The organism is Ruminococcus sp. OM04-4AA, from assembly GCF_003462585.1.
GTDB lineage: Bacteria > Bacillota > Clostridia > Lachnospirales > Lachnospiraceae > Mediterraneibacter > Mediterraneibacter faecis.
Window position 1 is genome coordinate 14,208 of the sequence record NZ_QTZH01000028.1, and the last position, 18,681, is coordinate 32,888.

The window sequence follows — 18,681 nt, forward strand, 5'->3', positions numbered from 1 at the left end:
ATGATAGTAGATGAACGTATTATTACATTCATCAATTCTATGGATACAGAGAACAGTGAAATACTGGAGACAATTGAACAGGAAGCTCTGGCGGCGGATGTACCGATCATCCGACGAGAGATGCAGAGCTTCCTGGAGGTTCTCCTTTTGATGAAAAAACCTATGCGCGTTCTAGAAGTCGGAACTGCCGTAGGTTTCTCTGCGTTATTGATGAGTGATTACCTGCCGGAAGGTGGACATATAACAACAATAGAGAATTATGAGAAGAGAATCCCGATTGCGAGGGAGAATTTCCGCAGAGCGGGAAAGGAAGATAAGATTACTCTGATTGAAGGAGATGCGACAGAAGTTCTTGCGGAAATGGAAGGAACTTTTGATTTTATCTTTATGGATGCCGCGAAAGGGCAATATATTCATTATCTTCCGAATGTGTTGCGACTGCTTTCGGATGGAGGCTGTCTTGTGTCAGACAATGTGATGCAGGATGGGGATATCATAGAATCCCGTTTTGCGGTAGAACGCAGAAATCGTACAATACATGCGAGAATGCGGGAATATCTGTATGAATTGAAACACAGAGAGGATCTGGTCACATCGATTATTCCGCTTGGAGATGGTGTGGCAGTGAGCATAAAACAAGGAGTAGAAAAATGAGTAGACCGATCGAACTATTGATCCCGGCGAGCAGCCTGGAAGTGTTAAAAACAGCTGTAATTTTCGGTGCTGATGCAGTATATATCGGAGGAGAAGCATTTGGGTTGCGTGCGAAAGCAAAAAATTTCTCTATGGAAGAAATGAAAGAGGGAATAGAATTCGCACATGCACATGATGTAAAAGTGTATGTTACAGCAAATATTCTTGCCCACAACGATGATCTTGAAGGGGTAAGAGAATATTTTGAAGAGTTGAGAGAGATTAAACCTGATGCACTGATCATTGCAGATCCGGGGGTGTTTGAGATTGCAAAAGAGGTATGTCCTGAGATTGAGCGTCATATCAGTACACAGGCGAATAACACAAACTATGCAACTTATAACTTTTGGTATCGCCAGGGCGCGAGTCGTGTGGTTTCAGCAAGAGAATTGTCTCTGAAAGAGATTAAAGAGATCAGAGAAAGAATTCCGGAAGATCTTGAAATTGAGACATTTGTCCATGGAGCAATGTGTATCTCTTATTCCGGACGCTGCCTTCTGAGTAATTATTTTACAGGAAGGGACGCAAACCAGGGTGCATGTACACATCCATGCCGTTGGAAGTATGCAGTAGTCGAGGAAAAGAGACCGGGAGAATATCTGCCGGTCTATGAGAATGAGCGTGGAACTTACATCTTTAATTCAAAAGATCTTTGTATGATCGAGCATATTCCGGAATTGATTGATGCGGGAATTGACAGTTTTAAGATCGAAGGACGAATGAAAACAGCACTTTATGTTGCAACAGTGGCGAGAACTTACCGTAAAGCAATTGATGATTATCAGAAAGATCCAGAGCTTTACAAGAAGAACATGCCTTGGTATCTGGATCAGATTTCAAACTGTACTTATCGTCAGTTTACGACTGGATTTTTCTTTGGAAAACCAGATCATGAGACACAGATTTATGACAATAACACATATATCCGGGAGTATACTTATCTTGGAATTGTCGGGGCTGTTGAGAATGGGCTTGCAAGAATTGAACAGCGCAATAAGTTTTCTGTAGGTGAGACAATTGAGATCATGAAGCCGGACGGAAGTAATGTTGAGGCAAAGGTTCTCCGGATCTTGAATGAGGATGGAGAGGAACAGGAAAGTGCACCGCATTCAAAGCAGGTTCTTCATGTAGAACTGAGCGAGACACCAGCTCAGTACGATCTTCTCAGAAGACAGGAAGAGGATAAAGAAGTTAATTCATAGAAGAGTCTTAGAAAGTTCAAAAATATTGTCGGAGTTTTCCGATAGCACTTTTTTCAATACGGGATACATAGGAGCGGGAGATGCCCAGTTGTGCGGCAATCTCCCGCTGCGTGTATTCTTCTCCCTGATACAGTCCGTATCGCATTTTCAGTACAAGTTTTTCTCTTGGAGAAAGTTCATTTTCCAGTTTTTCATAAAGCTTTTGAATATTGTCCTTCAGATGAATCCGCTCTGGAATATCTGTTTCTGTAGATTCGATGATATCGTAGAGGTTGACTTCATTTCCTTCCCGATCTGTGCCGATCGGTTCATAAAGAGAGATTTCATGGCTGCATTTTTTTCTGGCGCGCAGATACATCAGGACTTCATTTTCTACACAGCGGGAGGCATAGGCAGCCAGACGATTTCCCTTTTCAGGATCGAACGTAATTACAGCTTTGATCAGGCCAATCGTGCCGATGGAAATCAGATCTTCCGGATCTTCACTGGTATTTTGGTATTTCCGTATAACATGGGCAACGAGACGGAGATTGCGTTCAATTAAAATATGCTTGGCTTCCAGATCGCCCTCGGTGTATCTCTGAATGTATTTTTTCTCTTCCGCCGGTGTGAGGGGATTAGGAAATGCTTTCAAGACAGCACCTCTGGATGCATTTAATATAGTTTATGAAAAAATGTGGAAATTGTGCTTTTCCATATGCTCAAGTTCTCGGAAACTGATTGACAAATCGATATTCGGAAGTTATGATATCTATACATTCTCGGAATGTCAGTTCCGAAAATCAAATCCGGCTGATTCAGCCAGAATTTCAGCAGCTTACAATGGGGTGTAAGAAGAACAGGTGCGCTTGTGACTGGGAAAAGGAAGGAGCGCATATGAGTTTTAGTACAGTAAAATCCGCGGCAATGGAAGGGCTTGCGGTAGAAATGGTCTATGTGGAGGCAGATGTCAGCAATGGACTTCCGATTTTTCACATGGTGGGATATCTGTCATCAGAGGTGAAAGAAGCAGCAGAACGCGTACGGTCTGCAGTCCGGAATTCAGGTCTTGAATTTCCGGCGAAACGTGTGGTGATCAATCTTTCGCCGGCAACTATGAGGAAAAGAGGAGCGTCATTTGATCTTCCAATCGCAGTGGCGATTCTGACGTCACTTGGCGTTTTACAACAGAATAGAAGAATGAAAGACTGTATGATCATCGGAGAACTGGGATTGGACGGACAAGTCAGAAAAGTTCCCGGGATTCTTTCTATGGTATCAGAGGCAAAGGTACAAAAAGTTACAAGCTGTATTGTTCCAAGAGAAAATAAAAAGGAGGCAGAACTTGTAGAAGGGGTTCGGATCATTGCAGTTGGAAGTCTCAGGGAATGTATCAGTTATTTGGAAGATGGAGACAGAACAGGTGGAGAACAGAGATATCTTGGTGAAAAAGAGGCTGATAAAATAGAAGACAGAGGAAAAGTGGGAGAAGAAGTACCTGATTTCGCAGACTTATATGGTCAGGAGAATGTTCGTCGGGCAGCGGAAATTGCTGTGGCGGGAGGGCATAATCTGCTTATGGTCGGACCACCCGGAAGCGGAAAGACGATGACCGCAAAATGTATGGCAGGAATTCTACCGCCGATGAATTACGAAGAAAGTATGGAGCTTACAAAGCTTTACAGTGTCATGGGAATGCTGGATGGAAAGGAACCATTGATTTCCAGAAGACCTTTTCGAGAGGTACACCATACTGCAACGAGAGCAGCGCTGATTGGAGGAGGGATTGTTCCAAGACCAGGAGAGATCAGTCTGGCTCATAGCGGTATTTTGTTTATGGATGAACTTCCGGAATTTAAGAGAAGTGTTCTTGAAGTACTCAGGCAGCCACTGGAACAACGCAGCATACAGATCACAAGAACTAGCGGAAATTATATCTTTCCGGCTGATTTTATGCTTGTGTCTGCCATGAATACGTGTCCTTGTGGGAAATTCCCATCAACAGCCTGTAGTTGTACGCCGGCACAGATCCAGGCGTATTTAAGCAAGATCAGCCAACCGTTTCTCGACCGGATTGATCTTAGTGTTGAAGCTTCTAAAGTGGAATATCGGGATCTGGTGAAAGAGTCTGTTTCTTGTCCGGAGTCTTCGGCGGTGATCAAAGCGCGGGTGTGTGAAGCGAGAAAGAGACAGAAGATTCGCTACCAAAACACAAAGATTCAGTGTAACGCAATGCTCCATGGTGCAGAATTGAGTAAGTATTGCAGATTAAACGGAGAAGAAATGCGGCTGATGGGGCAGGCTTATGATGTACTGAATCTGACGGCGAGGTCTTATCACCGTATCTTAAAGGTTGCGAGAACGATTGCTGATTTAGATCACAGTGAGGAGATAAAACTGGAACATTTACAGGAGGCAATTGGTTATCGGACATTGGACAAGAAATATTGGGGGAGGTATGTATGATGTGTGAAGAGATGATTTTTGAATATTGGTTTTCCACAATCCGAAAACTATCTGCAAGAAAAAAGTATCTGCTCCGTGAACTCATAGGAACCGGAAAGAAGATATATTATATAGAAGAAACTGAAATCGCAGGAATTGAATTCCTTACAGAGAAAGAAAAAGAGGGATTAAAAAAAGCCCGGAAAGAGAAAACGAAAGAGCAATTAAAAGAAGAGTTTTGCAAAATGCAGGAACATGGAATCGAATTTATTCCATTTTTTTCAAAAGAATACCCACCGGGCTTGCTGAGATACCAGATCCGCCGTATGCTCTTTTTGTGAAAGGAACATGTCCGGGAGCACCAAAGAGAGCAGCAATTGTCGGAGCAAGGGGATGTAGTGGATACGGAGAACACTATACAAGAGAATTTGCAGAAGCACTGGCAGCCGCAGGTGTTGATATCATCAGTGGCATGGCGAAAGGAATCGATGGAACAGGACAAAGAGCAGCGTTGAATGCAGGAGGAAAATCTTATGCTGTTTTAGGGAGTGGAGTTGACGTCTGTTATCCAAGGGATCATATCGGCTTATATATGGATATCATAGAACATGGAGGTGGAATCCTTTCGGAATTTCCACCGGGAACACCGCCACTCGCAATGAATTTTCCAATGAGGAACCGGATCATCAGCGGTCTGTCAGATGCGGTTCTTGTGATGGAGGCCCGGTTGAGGAGTGGCTCTTTGATTACAGCAGATATGGCACTGGAGCAGGGAAAGGATGTTTATGCTCTTCCAGGATCTTTAGACAGCCCTCTGAGTGCCGGGTGTAACCAACTGATCCAACAGGGAGCCGGAATCCTTCTGAATCCTGAAAATCTGCTGGAAGAATGGGGGATTGAAACAAATGTTTTGTGCAGAAACACGGAGATAAAAAACGAGAAAAATAAAAAAGTGCTTGAAAGTACAGATGATTTGGTGTATAGTTGTGTCGGTTTGTATCCTAAGAATGTGGATCAGATTGCGCAGGAATCTCGGGTGGAGATCAGAAAATTGATGAGCATTCTTGTTACACTGGAACTGCAGGGATACATTCGTGAAATAACAAAGAATTATTATATCAGAATAAAATAGGAGTATAGTTTTTATGGCACATTATCTTGTAATCGTGGAGTCTCCTGCAAAGGTGAAGACGATTAAAAAGTTTCTAGGGAGCAATTATACAGTTGCAGCGTCACAGGGACACGTCAGGGATCTGCCGAAAAGTCAGCTTGGAATTGACGTGGAGAATGACTACGAACCAAAATATATTACTATTCGTGGAAAAGGAGAGATTCTTGCAGCACTCAGAAAAGAGGCGAAGAAATCAGACAAAGTTTATCTTGCAACCGACCCTGACCGTGAAGGAGAGGCTATTTCCTGGCATCTTGCTGCGGCCTTGAAGCTGGACGAGAAGAAAATGCGTCGTATTACATTTAACGAGATTACAAAGAATGCCGTGAAAGCATCTTTGAAAGCACCACGCGATATTGACATGGATCTTGTGGATGCACAGCAGGCAAGAAGAGAGCTTGATCGTATGGTTGGATATAAGATCAGTCCATTGCTTTGGGCAAAGGTAAAGCGTGGGTTGAGTGCCGGACGTGTACAATCAGTCGCACTTCGTATTGTTGCAGACAGGGAAGCAGAGATTGATGCATTTATTCCGGAAGAGTACTGGTCATTGGATGCACAACTGAAAGTAAAAGGTGAGAAACGTCCTCTGACAGCGAAGTTCTACGGAACAGAGAAGAAAAAGATGGCGATTCATTCAAAAGAAGAGATGGACGAGATCTTGAAGAAATTAGAGAATGAAGAGTTCCAGATTACAGATATCAAGAACAGTGAGAGGACGCGTAAAGCTCCACTTCCATTTACGACAAGTACGCTGCAGCAGGAGGCTGCCAAAGCATTGAATTTTGGTACACAGAAGACAATGCGTATTGCACAGCAGCTGTATGAAGGTGTTGACATTAAAGGAAACGGAACCGTTGGTGTGATCACTTATCTTCGTACAGATTCTACACGTATTTCAGAGGAAGCTGATGCAGCAGCAAGAAGCTATATTGCTGAGACTTACGGAGAAGCATATGTTGCAGAAGGAACAAAAGCAAAGTCCGCGGACAAGAAGATCCAGGATGCGCATGAGGCCATCCGACCGACAGATATTACACGTACACCGGCCGCAATCAAGGATTCATTAAGCAGAGATCAGTTCCGTTTGTATCAGCTGATTTGGAAGCGCTTCACAGCAAGCCGTATGCAGCCGGCGAAGTATGAGACAACAGCAGTTAAGATTGGAGCAGGTGAGTACTGCTTTACTGTATCAACGGCAAGGATTGCATTTGATGGATTCCGATCTGTGTATGTAGAGGCAGAGGAAGAGAAGGAAGAGAGCAATGTACTGGTCGGACATCTTAGCATGGATTCTGTTCTTACAAAAGAAGAATTTGATCCAAAACAGCATTTTACGCAGCCACCGGCACATTATACGGAGGCGAGTCTTGTAAAGACAATGGAAGAGCTTGGAATCGGACGTCCAAGTACCTATGCACCAACCATTTCGCTGATCCTTGGAAGAAGATATATTACAAAAGAAGGCAAGAACCTTTATCTGACAGAGATTGGTGAAGTTGTTAATAATATTATGAAACAGTCATTCCCAAGTATTGTAGATGTTCATTTTACAGCGAATATGGAAGGTCTTCTTGATATGGTTGAAGAAGGAAAAGTTCCGTGGAAGGAAGTAATCCGTAATTTCTATCCGGATCTTGAAGAAGCTGTTAAAATTGCAGAAAAAGAGCTTGAGGAAGTTAAGATTGAAGATGAAGTAACAGATGTAATCTGTGAAGAGTGTGGTCGTAACATGGTGATCAAATACGGTCCGCATGGTAAATTCCTTGCATGCCCGGGATTCCCGGAATGCAGAAATACAAAACCATATCTAGAAAAGATCGGAGTTCCGTGTCCTGTGTGTGGAAAAGAAGTTGTTATCCGCAAAACAAAAAAGGGAAGAAAGTATTATGGATGTGAGGACAATCCGGAATGCGAATTTATGTCCTGGCAGAAGCCATCCAGTAAGAAATGTCCGGAATGTGGTGGATACATGGTAGAAAAAGGCAATAAATTAGTTTGTGCTGATGAAAAGTGCGGATATATGGAAACAATTAAGAAAGAAGATTAAATATTTCAAAAAACAGAAAAACACAACGTTGCTATTTTCTGAATTGTATGATAATATAAGCTAGTAAGGAATTTGAAATTTGATTTGTGTATACAACTTGGGAAATAATAGTTACTGTTTGCTAGAAGTAGTAAATAAGAGCAAATCATGTGGAGGAGACAATGAGCGTACAATTATTGGATAAGACCAGAAAGATTAATAAGTTGCTGCATAATAATAACTCCAGCAAAGTTGTGTTTAATGATATCTGTGCGGTACTGACAGAGATTTTGGACTCAAATGTGCTGGTAGTCAGCAAGAAGGGAAAGATTCTTGGAGTCAGCAAAAGCAATAAGGTGAGAGAAATCAGTGAACTGATCACAGAATCCGTAGGATCTCATATTGATAATATGCTTAATGAAAGATTGCTGAGTGTTCTGTCTACAAAAGAGAATGTTAATCTGGAGACACTTGGTTTTTCTTCAGATGCTGTGGAAGGATGTCAGGCAATCATCACACCAATAGATATTGCCGGGGAGCGTCTCGGAACATTGTTTATCTACAAACAGGATGCAACGTATTCTATTGATGATATTATTCTCAGTGAATATGGTACTGCTGTAGTAGGACTTGAGATGCTTCGTTCAGTGAATGAAGAAAGTGCGGAAGAGACAAGAAAAGAACATGTTGTTCAGGCAGCAATCAGCACACTTTCTTTCTCAGAGCTGGAAGCAATCATTCATATCTTTAAAGAACTTGATGGTACAGAGGGAATCTTGGTTGCCAGCAAGGTGGCAGATCGTGTGGGGATTACAAGATCAGTTATCGTGAATGCACTCCGCAAGTTTGAAAGTGCAGGAGTCATTGAATCACGTTCTTCAGGAATGAAAGGAACTTATATTAAAGTTCTGAATGATTATGTATTCACAGAGCTCGAGAGGATTGAGAAAGAACGGATGTAAGCAGAAGGAGAAGACAAGATGTACGAGGGAAATCCGGTTGATCTGCAGATGGAAAAAGTGATTTCAGCAGATGCTATTTTTGATGATACAACAAGAGCCTGTAAGGTGGATCATTATGATACAGAAGAAGATTACATTTATCTTGAAGTGATGGAAAATCCTCTGACAACGATTCTGCTGGATGCAAAATACAGATGTTATATTTCAACGGGGACAGAGCTGTTGTGCTGTTCCGGTGTTGTGAAAGAGAGGTACCAGTCTGAAGACAGGAATCTTCTGAAATTTAAAATTGAGAACGGATTCTATGAGATGAACGAAAGAAGATCATAGAGAAGTTTTAGAGACGAAAGAAAAAGCTGTGAGGCAGAGAAAGCCCCATAGCTTTTCTTTTATAAAAAATATGTAAACTGTGTTGACAAATGAAATGGGGAGTGCTATTTTATATTCATGGGTTAGCACTCGAGAGAAAGGAGTGCTAATAAAGTAAGGAGGAATTACAATGAAATTAGTACCATTAGGTGACAAGATCGTTTTAAAACAGTTAGAAGCAGAAGAGACAACAAAGTCCGGAATCGTATTACCGGGACAGGCAAAAGAGAAGCCACAGGAAGCTGAAGTAATCGCAGTCGGACCTGGCGGAGTTGTAGATGGGAAAGAAGTTGTAATGCAGGTTAAGGTTGGAGATAAAGTAATTTATTCCAAATATGCCGGAACAGATGTAGAGCTTGAAGGAGAGAAATACATCATTGTAAAGCAGAATGATATTCTTGCAATTGTAGAGTAATACCTAGACGAATATAAAGGAGATGCAGTTAAAATGGCAAAGGAAATCAAATACGGATCAGAAGCAAGAGCAGCACTTGAAAGAGGTGTGAATCAGTTAGCTGATACAGTTAAAGTAACATTAGGACCAAAAGGAAGAAACGTAGTACTTGATAAATCATTCGGTGCTCCGCTTATCACAAATGACGGTGTGACAATCGCCAAAGAGATTGAGTTGGAAGACGGATTTGAGAACATGGGTGCACAGCTGATCAGAGAAGTTGCAGCTAAGACAAATGATGTTGCCGGAGACGGTACAACAACAGCTACAGTTCTTGCACAGGCAATGGTTCACGAAGGAATGAAGAACCTTGAAGCAGGAGCAAACCCGATCGTCCTGAGAAAAGGAATGAAGAAAGCTACAGATAAAGCTGTAGAAGCAATCCGTGAGATGAGCAGCAAAGTTAACGGAAAAGAGCAGATTGCAAGAGTTGCTGCAGTTTCTTCAGGAGATGATGAAGTCGGACAGATGGTTGCAGATGCAATGGAAAAAGTATCCAATGACGGAGTTATCACAATCGAAGAGTCCAAGACAATGCAGACAGAGCTTGACCTTGTAGAAGGTATGCAGTTTGACCGTGGATATATTTCCGCATATATGGCAACAGACATGGAGAAGATGGAAGCTGTTCTTGATGATCCATATATCCTGATCACAGACAAGAAGATTTCCAATATCCAGGAGATTCTTCCGGTTCTTGAGCAGATCGTTCAGTCTGGTGCAAGACTTCTTATTATCGCTGAGGATATCGAGGGTGAGGCACTTACAACTCTGATCGTGAATAAACTGCGTGGAACATTCAATGTTGTGGCAGTAAAAGCACCGGGATATGGTGACAGAAGAAAAGAGATGCTTCAGGATATCGCAATTCTGACAGGCGGACAGGTGATTTCTGAAGAACTTGGATTTGATCTTAAAGAAACTACAATGGATCAGCTTGGACGTGCAAAATCTGTTAAGGTTCAGAAAGAGAATACAGTTATCGTTGACGGATGTGGAGACAAGAACGCAATCGCAGATCGTGTTGGACAGATCAAGAAAGCAATCGAAGAGACAACATCTGATTTCGACAGAGAGAAACTTCAGGAGAGACTTGCAAAACTTGCAGGCGGAGTTGCTGTTATCCGTGTAGGTGCAGCTACAGAGACAGAGATGAAAGAAGCTAAACTTCGTATGGAAGATGCTCTGAATGCTACAAGAGCAGCAGTTGAAGAAGGAATCATCGGTGGTGGTGGATCCGCATACATCCATGTTTCTAAGAAGGTAAAAGAATTCGCAGAGACTCTTGAGGGAGATGAGAAGACAGGTGCCAAGATTATCCTGAAAGCACTGGAAGCTCCTCTGGCTCAGATCGCAAAGAATGCAGGACTTGAGGGAGCAGTTATTGTAAACAAAGTAAGAGAGTCTGAAGTAGGAACAGGATTCGATGCTTACAATGAGACATATGTAGATATGGTTGAGAAGGGAATCCTTGATCCAGCGAAGGTTACAAGAAGTGCTCTTCAGAACGCAACAAGTGTTGCTTCTACACTTCTTACAACAGAGTCTGTTGTATCTACAATTAAAGAGGATACACCGGCTATGCCAGCAGGCGGTGCAGGTGGAATGGGAATGATGTAATCTATCCATCAGGAAGATTTGCAGAATTTCTATAAGAATAGAATAAAAGAGCTGTTACATAGAGATCTGTAGCAGCAGGAACAGAGGGTTCTATCACATTTTCGTAATGTCAGATAGAACCTTTTGTTTGTTCTAAAAAAGGCTCAGTTTGTCGCATAGATAATAAATAAAGGAGTACTTATAAGTAAAACTTAATAATAAAGGTTAAAATAAATCAATACAAATTATGAGCACATCAGGGAAAATACTCTTGACATCCTTCGGGAATTTCTGTAGTATATCAGTTAATAATTACAAAAGATTTTTAGATACATTAACTGCCATTTCAAAGCAGTTTCATGGGTTCTTAAGAAAGAGAGGTAAAGTATAATGGGTAAGATTATAGGGGAAGGTATTACATTTGATGATGTTCTTCTTGTACCGGCTTATTCAGAAGTAATTCCGAATCAGGTAGATCTGTCAACACATCTGACAAAGAAAATCGTATTGAATATTCCGATGATGAGTGCAGGAATGGATACTGTTACAGAACATAGAATGGCAATCGCTATGGCTCGCCAGGGTGGAATCGGAATCATCCATAAGAATATGTCTATTGAAGCACAGGCAGAGGAAGTTGATAAGGTGAAGCGTTCTGAGAATGGTGTTATTACAGATCCTTTCTTTCTTTCACCGGAGCATACACTTGAAGATGCAAATGACCTGATGGCAAAATACCGTATTTCAGGTGTGCCGATTACAGAGGGACGTAAACTTGTCGGAATCATCACAAACCGTGACCTGAAGTTCGAGACAGATTTCTCTAAGAAGATCAAAGAATCCATGACTTCAGAAGGACTTGTTACAGCAAAAGAAGGAATCACATTAGAGGAAGCAAAAAAGATTCTTGCCAAAGCAAGAAAAGAGAAACTTCCGATCGTAGATGATGAAGGTAATCTGAAAGGACTTATCACGATCAAAGATATTGAGAAACAGATCAAGTACCCACTGTCAGCAAAGGATGAGCAGGGAAGACTTCTCTGTGGAGCAGCTGTTGGTATCACAGCAAACTGTCTGGAGCGTGTAGAAGCACTTGTGAAATCTCATGTAGATGTTGTTGTTATGGACTCTGCACATGGTCATTCAGCGAATGTTATCCGCACGGTGAAGATGGTTAAGGATGCATTCCCGGATCTTCAGGTGATCGCTGGAAATGTAGCTACAGGAGAAGCTGCAAGAGCACTGATCGAAGCTGGTGTAGATGCAGTTAAAGTTGGTATCGGACCTGGATCTATCTGTACAACACGTATCGTTGCAGGTATTGGTGTACCTCAGATTTCAGCTGTTATGGACTGTTATGAAGTAGCAAAAGAGTATGGTATTCCGATCATCGCTGACGGTGGTATCAAGTACTCAGGAGATATGACAAAAGCAATCGCAGCAGGTGCGAATGTATGTATGATGGGAAGCATCTTTGCAGGATGTGATGAAAGCCCGGGAACATTCGAACTGTACCAGGGAAGAAAATATAAAGTATATCGTGGAATGGGATCCATCTCAGCGATGGAGAACGGAAGTAAAGACCGTTATTTCCAGGAGAATGCAAAGAAACTTGTTCCGGAAGGAGTCGAAGGACGTGTTGCATATAAGGGATCTGTAGAAGATACAGTATTCCAGCTCATGGGTGGACTTCGTTCAGGAATGGGATATTGTGGAACACATACAGTTGAAGAGCTTAAAGAGAACGGAAGATTTGTGAAGATCTCTGCGGCATCACTGAAAGAAAGTCATCCACATGACATTCATATTACAAAAGAAGCTCCGAACTACAGTGTAGACGAGTAAATTGAAGGTTTGCAGATTGCCTGCAGACAGATAAATGGAAGTACTGCGGATATTCCGCATTACCTGACGGGATGAAAAATCACATCCCTGATATAATAAAATAATATATAGGAACGCCTTGAGGAATTCCCGGAGGTTCAGTGAGAGCTGGATCTACCGGGAATTTCCCTTTTATACGAATATAAAACAGTTAAGACAAAATTCATAAATGGTTAAGAAACATATGGTATAATAGCTGAAATAAGAAGATGTTTGTTTTAAACGATGGAAATGAGAGAATTAAAAATCAGGAGAAATACCGAATGAGTACGTCAAGACGAAAGCAGCTGGCAGGGCGGAAAACATTGCCGAAGAATACACGAAGGAAGAAAAAGCGAGGCAGAAAAATGTTGCGGATCATAATGATCCCATTAATGATTTTACTGCTTTTTCTTCTTTTTAAATCCTGTATACAAAAGAAAAATCAATATGCTGATGTGGATGCTACGCAGCCGGAGATGGATATACAGTTGTTAGATGTAAATCCGTATTCCAGACCAGGGACAACAATTGACCATGTGAATGGGATTGTTGTCCATTACACAGCGAATCCGGGGAGTACAGCGCAGGATAACAGAGATTATTTTAATGGTCTCAAAGATAGCCATGAGACTTCGGCAAGCAGTAATTTTGTGATAGGATTGGAAGGAGAGATTATTCAGTGTATTCCGACCTGGGAGATGGCATATGCTTCAAATGACCGCAATGTGGATACGATTTCGATTGAATGTTGTCATCCGGATGAGAATGGAAAGTTTACTGATGCAACATACCGCTCACTTGTACAACTTACAGCATGGCTTTGTGCAAAATATGATCTGACAGCAGATCAGGTGATCCGTCACTATGATGTAACCGGAAAAATCTGTCCGAAATATTTTGTAGAGGATGAGGACGCATGGGTAGAATTCAGGAGAAATGTGCAGGATGCGTTGGAAAAACAGTAGACATCATTTCACTGAATTGTTATAATGAAATCAATTCTTGGGATCATAGAAGAATTGATTTCAAAGCTTACGGAGTTAGATGAAATAATGTTTGAAAAATTTTTTCCAGATGAATATTTGGGATCGACTTATAAGATCCCTTTTGAAAAACTATATGAGCAAGGATACCGGGGGGTAATCTTTGATATTGATAATACATTGGTTCCTCACGGTGCACCGGCAGATGAACGTGCAAAGAGACTGTTTCAAAGACTGAGAGAGATTGGCTTTGAAAGTTGTTTGTTGTCTAACAATCAGAAAAAACGCGTAGAGATGTTTAATCAGGAGATCCAGACACATTATATTTATAATGCGCTGAAGCCTGCAAGAAAGAATTATCTTCATGCGATGGAGATCATGGGAACAGATCAGGCGAACACGCTGTTTGTCGGCGATCAGCTTTTTACAGATGTATGGGGCGCAAAGAGGGTCGGAATACACAACATTTTAGTGCATCCGATCAATCCAAAAGAAGAGATTCAGATCGTTTTAAAGCGGTATTTGGAGAAGATTGTGCTTCATTTCTATAAGAAGAGCAAAAAAAGATTGAAAAAAGTCGCAAATTAGTATAGAATGGTAGAAGCAAAAAGTCTGTAACGAACAGTTACATTGTCTGAACGAAATGCAATTAAGGAGGATTATACATGGTTTCAGCAGGAGATTTTAAGAATGGTTTAACAATTGAGATTGAGGGAAATATTTTCCAGATTCTGGAATTCCAGCACGTTAAACCTGGTAAAGGTGCAGCGTTCGTAAGAACAAAACTGAAAAACATCATCAGTGGTGGTGTAGTAGAGAAGACATTCCGTCCGACAGAGAAGTTCGAGAATGCACACATCGAGAGAAAGGAAATGCAGTATCTGTATCAGGATGGAGATCTGTATAACTTCATGGATGTAGAGACATATGATCAGATCGCTCTCAACGCTGATGTAGTTGGAGACGCTCTGAAATTTGTAAAAGAGAATGAGAACGTTAAGATCTGTTCCCATAAGGGCAACGTATTCTCAGTTGAGCCGCCGCTGTTCGTAGACTGGCAATCACAGAGACAGAACCGGGATTCAAGGGTGACACAGCTCAGGGAGCTACAAAGCCTGCAATCGTTGAGACAGGAGCTACTGTTATGGTACCGCTGTTTGTTGAGACAGGTGATGTTCTTAAGATCGATACACGTACAGGCGAGTATCTGTCAAGAGTTTAATTACGAATTTAGTACAGTTTAAGCTGTATTTCAAAAAGGAATCTGTATCATGTAGGTTCCTTTTTTCTTTGACAAAATCAGATGAAATTCTCTGTTTTCACTAAAAAAATCAATTCGGATTTATGCAAAATTCTGGCTTGCTTTTTAAGGGAGGCCTGTCTATAATAAAGAACACATAATATTTGTTCTAAATTTTAAGAAATTCTATTTGGAGAGCTTCTGAACTCTCCGGGAAATTCTAACTCAATTGAAATAGTACATTTCGTACTGGTTTCTCATTTTAATTTTATGAACCGCAATCAGGAAGGAGAAGAGTGAATTATACAGAATTTGTAAATGCGGTAAAGGAAAAACTGACTCGGGAGTTAAATGGAGGTGTCAGGGTAAACGTCTATACGACGAAAAAAAATAATGCAACAGAGCGTACAGGACTAATCCTGGAGACGCCGGGGGTTAATATATCGCCGACAATCTATCTGGAAGAATTCTTTGAACTATATGAAAAAGGGAAACAGATGGATTGGATCATTGAAGATCTGGTGGAACTATATGAAGAAATCCGACAGGAAAAATCATGGGATTACGAGAGGATGCTTTCTTTCGAAGGGGTAAAAGACAGAATCATCTTTCGACTGATCAACACAGAGAAAAACAAGGAATTACTTCTGGATGTTCCACATAAAAAGTTTTTGGATCTGTCACTTGTGTTTGCAGTACTTGTAGAAGCGGACAATGATGGGACGGCAGTGATGCTGATCAAAGATCTGCATATGAGACAATGGAAGGTGACAAAAGAACAGCTTTGGAATGCGGCAAAAGAAAATACAAAGCGTCTGCTTCCGGCAGAATGTTTCGGAATGAATTTTGCAGTGTATGAACTGCTCAGCAGATCAACTCCGGGGGAACATGATCGGGAGAATCTGTTAAGAAGAACCTGGCATATTCATGAAGAACTGGAACTTCCGGAAAAAGATAAAATGTATGTTTTGTCTAATAAACTGAAAAATTATGGGGCGGCCTGTATTGCATACCCTTATATTCTGGACATGCTTGCAGGAGTCTTAAAGGAAAATTTCTATGTTCTTCCAAGCAGTGTCCATGAAGTGATCATCGTACCGGAATCTTCTCAGATCCGTCAGTCAGAATTAGAAAGAATGGTGCGGGAAATCAATGAAACGCAGGTTCCGGAGGAAGAAATCTTAAGCAATCATGCTTATTTCTATTATGCACAGGAAGGGAAACTTCAGCTGGGGAAAGAGATGTGTATCGACAGGGAGGAAAATGAATGAAAGGACGCGGAGAGATTATAGCAATCCTCTGCATGTCAGTCTTTTTGATCTGTATTCTCTATGCAATGACATACGGAGGCATTGTCAAGGCCGAAGAACTTGAAAAACAGCCTGAAAAGGTCGGAGAAAAAACGGAGGTTGATATTGAAGAAGAACTGCGCTGGGCAGAAGAAGTAAAAAAGATCCTGAAAGATATCGGGGTGGGATTTTGTGATGAACAGGAGGATAAGCAGGAAGAAGACGAGGAAGAAGCTTTCGGCCAGACAGATGAAAATAAGATACAAAGTACAGGTGTATATGCAGCGGAAAGGGCAGGAGAAACTGTTTATACAAAGGCGATCGAAAGGGGAATCGGTGCGATCGATGTAGTTGACTATGATGACCAAAACTGGTCTGTGCTGCAGCACTGGAATGAAGGAAGACTTGGTACAAAATCAGGAGAAAGCCTATATTGCACCAATCCAACATTAAAGTTCCAAGAGGGAAACAAAACAGCAGTAGATGCTTCCAAACGTTATAACGAACAGACCATTCAGATGATCGCGGCAATGTTCTATTACTACGATAAGAATAAATGCAACGGTGTAAGTTCAAATTACGATTATCTCTTAAAACAATGCGCAGTATGGTGGATCATGAATGAAGTACACCACTGGTATGGAGATATGGTCCATATAGAAACAGGAAATGGTGTAGCCTGTGGGAATGGTCATTGGATTTCAACACACAAATCTGAGTATTATCACAAAGGGATTGCATGGGCGAAAGAGAATTATAAATATTTTCCGGATGCATATGGGGTTATTTATGAAGGAAATGGACAGCCGCTCAGTAAATGGGGCGGAACATACCAGCCAACCGGAACAGGGAGATTAAAGAAGGTGTCGGCGAATACTTCTGTGACAGAAAAGAACAGTTGCTATTCTTTGGAGGGAGCAGAGTACGGTATCTATAGTAGTCCCACTCTTTCTAGTGAATCAAGAGCAGGAACGTTCAGAACAGATTCAGCAGGAAATTCATCAACAGTTGTGTTGAATGAAGGAACTTATTACGTAAAGGAACTAAAAGCTCCCAAAGGTTATGCACTTGTAGATGAAGTGAAAACGGTTACCGTAAAATCCGGACAGGAAGCGACAGTGACATTTTCAGACCCGCCGCAGATGAATCCTGTAGAGCTTTTGCTAAAGAAAAAAGGTATGGAACAGGAGTATGTTGATCCGTCAGGGACAGCGGCGTATCAGGGAGCACAGTTTTTAGTGAAATTCTATGCAGAACTTCTGGAGCCGGGGAAAGATCCGAAAAAAGCAGGGAAAAAGCCAGTCAGAATCTGGGTCTTTCAAACAGATGCAAAAGCAGTTTGCCGTTATCAGGAGAAGTATAAGGTGAAAGGCGATGCATTGTATAAAACGACAGACGGAACAGAGGCACTTCCGCTGGGAACCGTAACAATTCAGGAGATAAAACCGCCAAAAGGGTATTTCCTGAATGAGGAAGTTTTTGTTTGTCAGATAAAGCCAAAAGGTACGGGAGAAAAAATAAATGTATATCAGAACCCTACGATACCGGACCGGGTTTTCCAGATTCATTTGGTGAAAAAAGCAACGGAAACAGGACATCCTCTTTCGGGAGCGCAATTTAAGCATATCAGACCGGATGGAAGTGAAAAAATTCTGACAACAGATGAAAAAGGGACTCTGAAAGTAATGCCATTATCGCATGGAATTCACAAATTAAAGGAAGTAAAAGCACCGGACGGGTACCGGACAAATAATAATGAACTGATTTTCCAGGTTGATGAGAGCGGGAAAACAGAAATTTTATCTGAGGTAAATACAGAAGAAGGAGAGGTTGTTATCGAATATACAGAGGATGGAATTGCGGTAGTGACGATAGAAGATAAGCCAGCCTGTTACAAGATTGAGCTGAAAAAGGAAAATGAAAAAGGTGTTGCACTTGCAGGAGCTGAGTTTACTTTATATGAAGACCAGGCATGTCAGAAAGAAATTGACCGGGTGTTGACGGATGGAAATGGAATTGCAATGTTCGAAAATCTGGAAGTAAAGAAAAAGTACTATATGAAAGAAACAAAAGCACCGACAGGTTACAGAATTCCGAAAACATCAGATGATGCAGATATTGAATATGAAATCTGTCTGGAAAGTAATCCGGAAGAGGGAAAGTGTCTGTTGGTTGTAAATGGAAAAGAATACAGAAGCAAAGATACTGCAGACAGCAAGATAAGTATTGAAGGTTCAATTAAGGAGTGGAATGTGAAAATGAAGATTATAAATCAGACAGGAAAGAAGCTTCCAGATACAGGATCGGCAGGAAAACCTGTGTTACTTACGGGAATTTTAGCTGTAGGAATCATGGCAATGATTTACAGAAAAAAAGAGCAAAAAAGATAGTAGTAAAACG

At 41.4% G+C, this 18,681-nt stretch carries 16 protein-coding genes and 1 pseudogene; 16 read left to right on the plus strand and 1 reads right to left on the minus strand.

All coding sequences use genetic code 11. From position 1 onward, the window contains the following. A complete protein-coding gene (locus tag DXB52_RS09390; RefSeq protein WP_015528749.1) occupies positions 1-654 on the plus strand; it encodes an O-methyltransferase in 654 nt (217 codons plus the stop codon). Then, positions 651-1,895 carry a peptidase U32 family protein gene (locus DXB52_RS09395; protein ID WP_015528750.1) on the plus strand — a complete coding sequence of 415 codons (1,245 nt, stop codon included), beginning with the start codon at positions 651-653 and terminating at the stop codon, positions 1,893-1,895. Before DXB52_RS09390 ends, DXB52_RS09395 begins: the two co-directional genes overlap by 4 nt. A gap of 16 nt (positions 1,896-1,911) precedes the next feature. Here DXB52_RS09395 and sigK read toward each other — a convergent pair whose 3' ends face one another. Then, positions 1,912-2,529 (minus strand): RNA polymerase sporulation sigma factor SigK, encoded by a 618-nt coding sequence (gene sigK, locus DXB52_RS09400; protein WP_054752519.1) that lies wholly within the window; start codon positions 2,527-2,529, stop codon positions 1,912-1,914. 242 nt (positions 2,530-2,771) lie between these two features. Here sigK and DXB52_RS09405 point away from each other — a divergent pair, with 242 nt between their 5' ends. The 14 genes and pseudogenes from DXB52_RS09405 to DXB52_RS09465 all read left to right on the plus strand — a co-directional run bounded on the left by DXB52_RS09405 (position 2,772) and on the right by DXB52_RS09465 (position 18,671). Beyond that, the gene (locus DXB52_RS09405) at positions 2,772-4,340 is read left to right on the plus strand and encodes a YifB family Mg chelatase-like AAA ATPase (protein WP_117579715.1); all 1,569 of its coding nucleotides are present in this window, start codon (positions 2,772-2,774) and stop codon (positions 4,338-4,340) included. Further along, positions 4,337-4,660 carry a hypothetical protein gene (locus DXB52_RS17090; protein ID WP_472520068.1) on the plus strand — a complete coding sequence of 108 codons (324 nt, stop codon included), beginning with the start codon at positions 4,337-4,339 and terminating at the stop codon, positions 4,658-4,660. The genes DXB52_RS09405 and DXB52_RS17090 overlap by 4 nt, the downstream gene beginning before the upstream one ends. Then, entirely contained in the window at positions 4,558-5,451 is an 894-nt protein-coding gene (gene dprA, locus DXB52_RS09410; RefSeq protein WP_472520069.1) for a DNA-processing protein DprA, read from the plus strand. The genes DXB52_RS17090 and dprA overlap by 103 nt, the downstream gene beginning before the upstream one ends. Before the next feature lie 13 nt (positions 5,452-5,464). Continuing rightward, on the plus strand, positions 5,465-7,540 hold the full coding sequence (gene topA, locus DXB52_RS09415) for a type I DNA topoisomerase (RefSeq protein WP_117542171.1): 2,076 nt from the start codon (positions 5,465-5,467) through the stop codon (positions 7,538-7,540). A gap of 161 nt (positions 7,541-7,701) precedes the next feature. Beyond that, entirely contained in the window at positions 7,702-8,481 is a 780-nt protein-coding gene (codY, locus tag DXB52_RS09420) for a GTP-sensing pleiotropic transcriptional regulator CodY (RefSeq protein WP_015528754.1), read from the plus strand. Between the two features lie 18 nt (positions 8,482-8,499). After that, a complete protein-coding gene (locus tag DXB52_RS09425; RefSeq protein WP_117542172.1) occupies positions 8,500-8,811 on the plus strand; it encodes a hypothetical protein in 312 nt (103 codons plus the stop codon). A gap of 169 nt (positions 8,812-8,980) precedes the next feature. Continuing rightward, a complete protein-coding gene (locus tag DXB52_RS09430) occupies positions 8,981-9,265 on the plus strand; it encodes a co-chaperone GroES (protein WP_015528756.1) in 285 nt (94 codons plus the stop codon). 33 nt (positions 9,266-9,298) lie between these two features. Beyond that, positions 9,299-10,924 (plus strand): chaperonin GroEL, encoded by a 1,626-nt coding sequence (groL, locus tag DXB52_RS09435; protein ID WP_117497943.1) that lies wholly within the window; start codon positions 9,299-9,301, stop codon positions 10,922-10,924. 369 nt (positions 10,925-11,293) lie between these two features. Next, positions 11,294-12,748 carry an IMP dehydrogenase gene (gene guaB / locus DXB52_RS09440; protein WP_117908529.1) on the plus strand — a complete coding sequence of 485 codons (1,455 nt, stop codon included), beginning with the start codon at positions 11,294-11,296 and terminating at the stop codon, positions 12,746-12,748. Positions 12,749-13,050: 302 nt separating this feature from the next. Further along, positions 13,051-13,734, plus strand: a complete 684-nt coding sequence (locus DXB52_RS09445) for a peptidoglycan recognition protein family protein (RefSeq protein WP_117497948.1) — start codon at positions 13,051-13,053, stop codon at positions 13,732-13,734. An 87-nt stretch (positions 13,735-13,821) separates the two neighbouring features. Next, a complete protein-coding gene (locus tag DXB52_RS09450; protein ID WP_015528760.1) occupies positions 13,822-14,340 on the plus strand; it encodes a YqeG family HAD IIIA-type phosphatase in 519 nt (172 codons plus the stop codon). Positions 14,341-14,417: 77 nt separating this feature from the next. After that, positions 14,418-14,974: pseudogene (efp, locus tag DXB52_RS09455) on the plus strand (elongation factor P). A 314-nt stretch (positions 14,975-15,288) separates the two neighbouring features. Further along, the gene (locus tag DXB52_RS09460) at positions 15,289-16,263 is read left to right on the plus strand and encodes a DUF5688 family protein (protein WP_118107083.1); all 975 of its coding nucleotides are present in this window, start codon (positions 15,289-15,291) and stop codon (positions 16,261-16,263) included. Further along, positions 16,260-18,671: a SpaA isopeptide-forming pilin-related protein gene (locus DXB52_RS09465; RefSeq protein ID WP_118107085.1), complete on the plus strand. Its 2,412-nt coding sequence runs from the start codon at positions 16,260-16,262 to the stop codon at positions 18,669-18,671. The genes DXB52_RS09460 and DXB52_RS09465 overlap by 4 nt, the downstream gene beginning before the upstream one ends. The last annotated feature ends 10 nt before the right edge of the window (positions 18,672-18,681 follow it).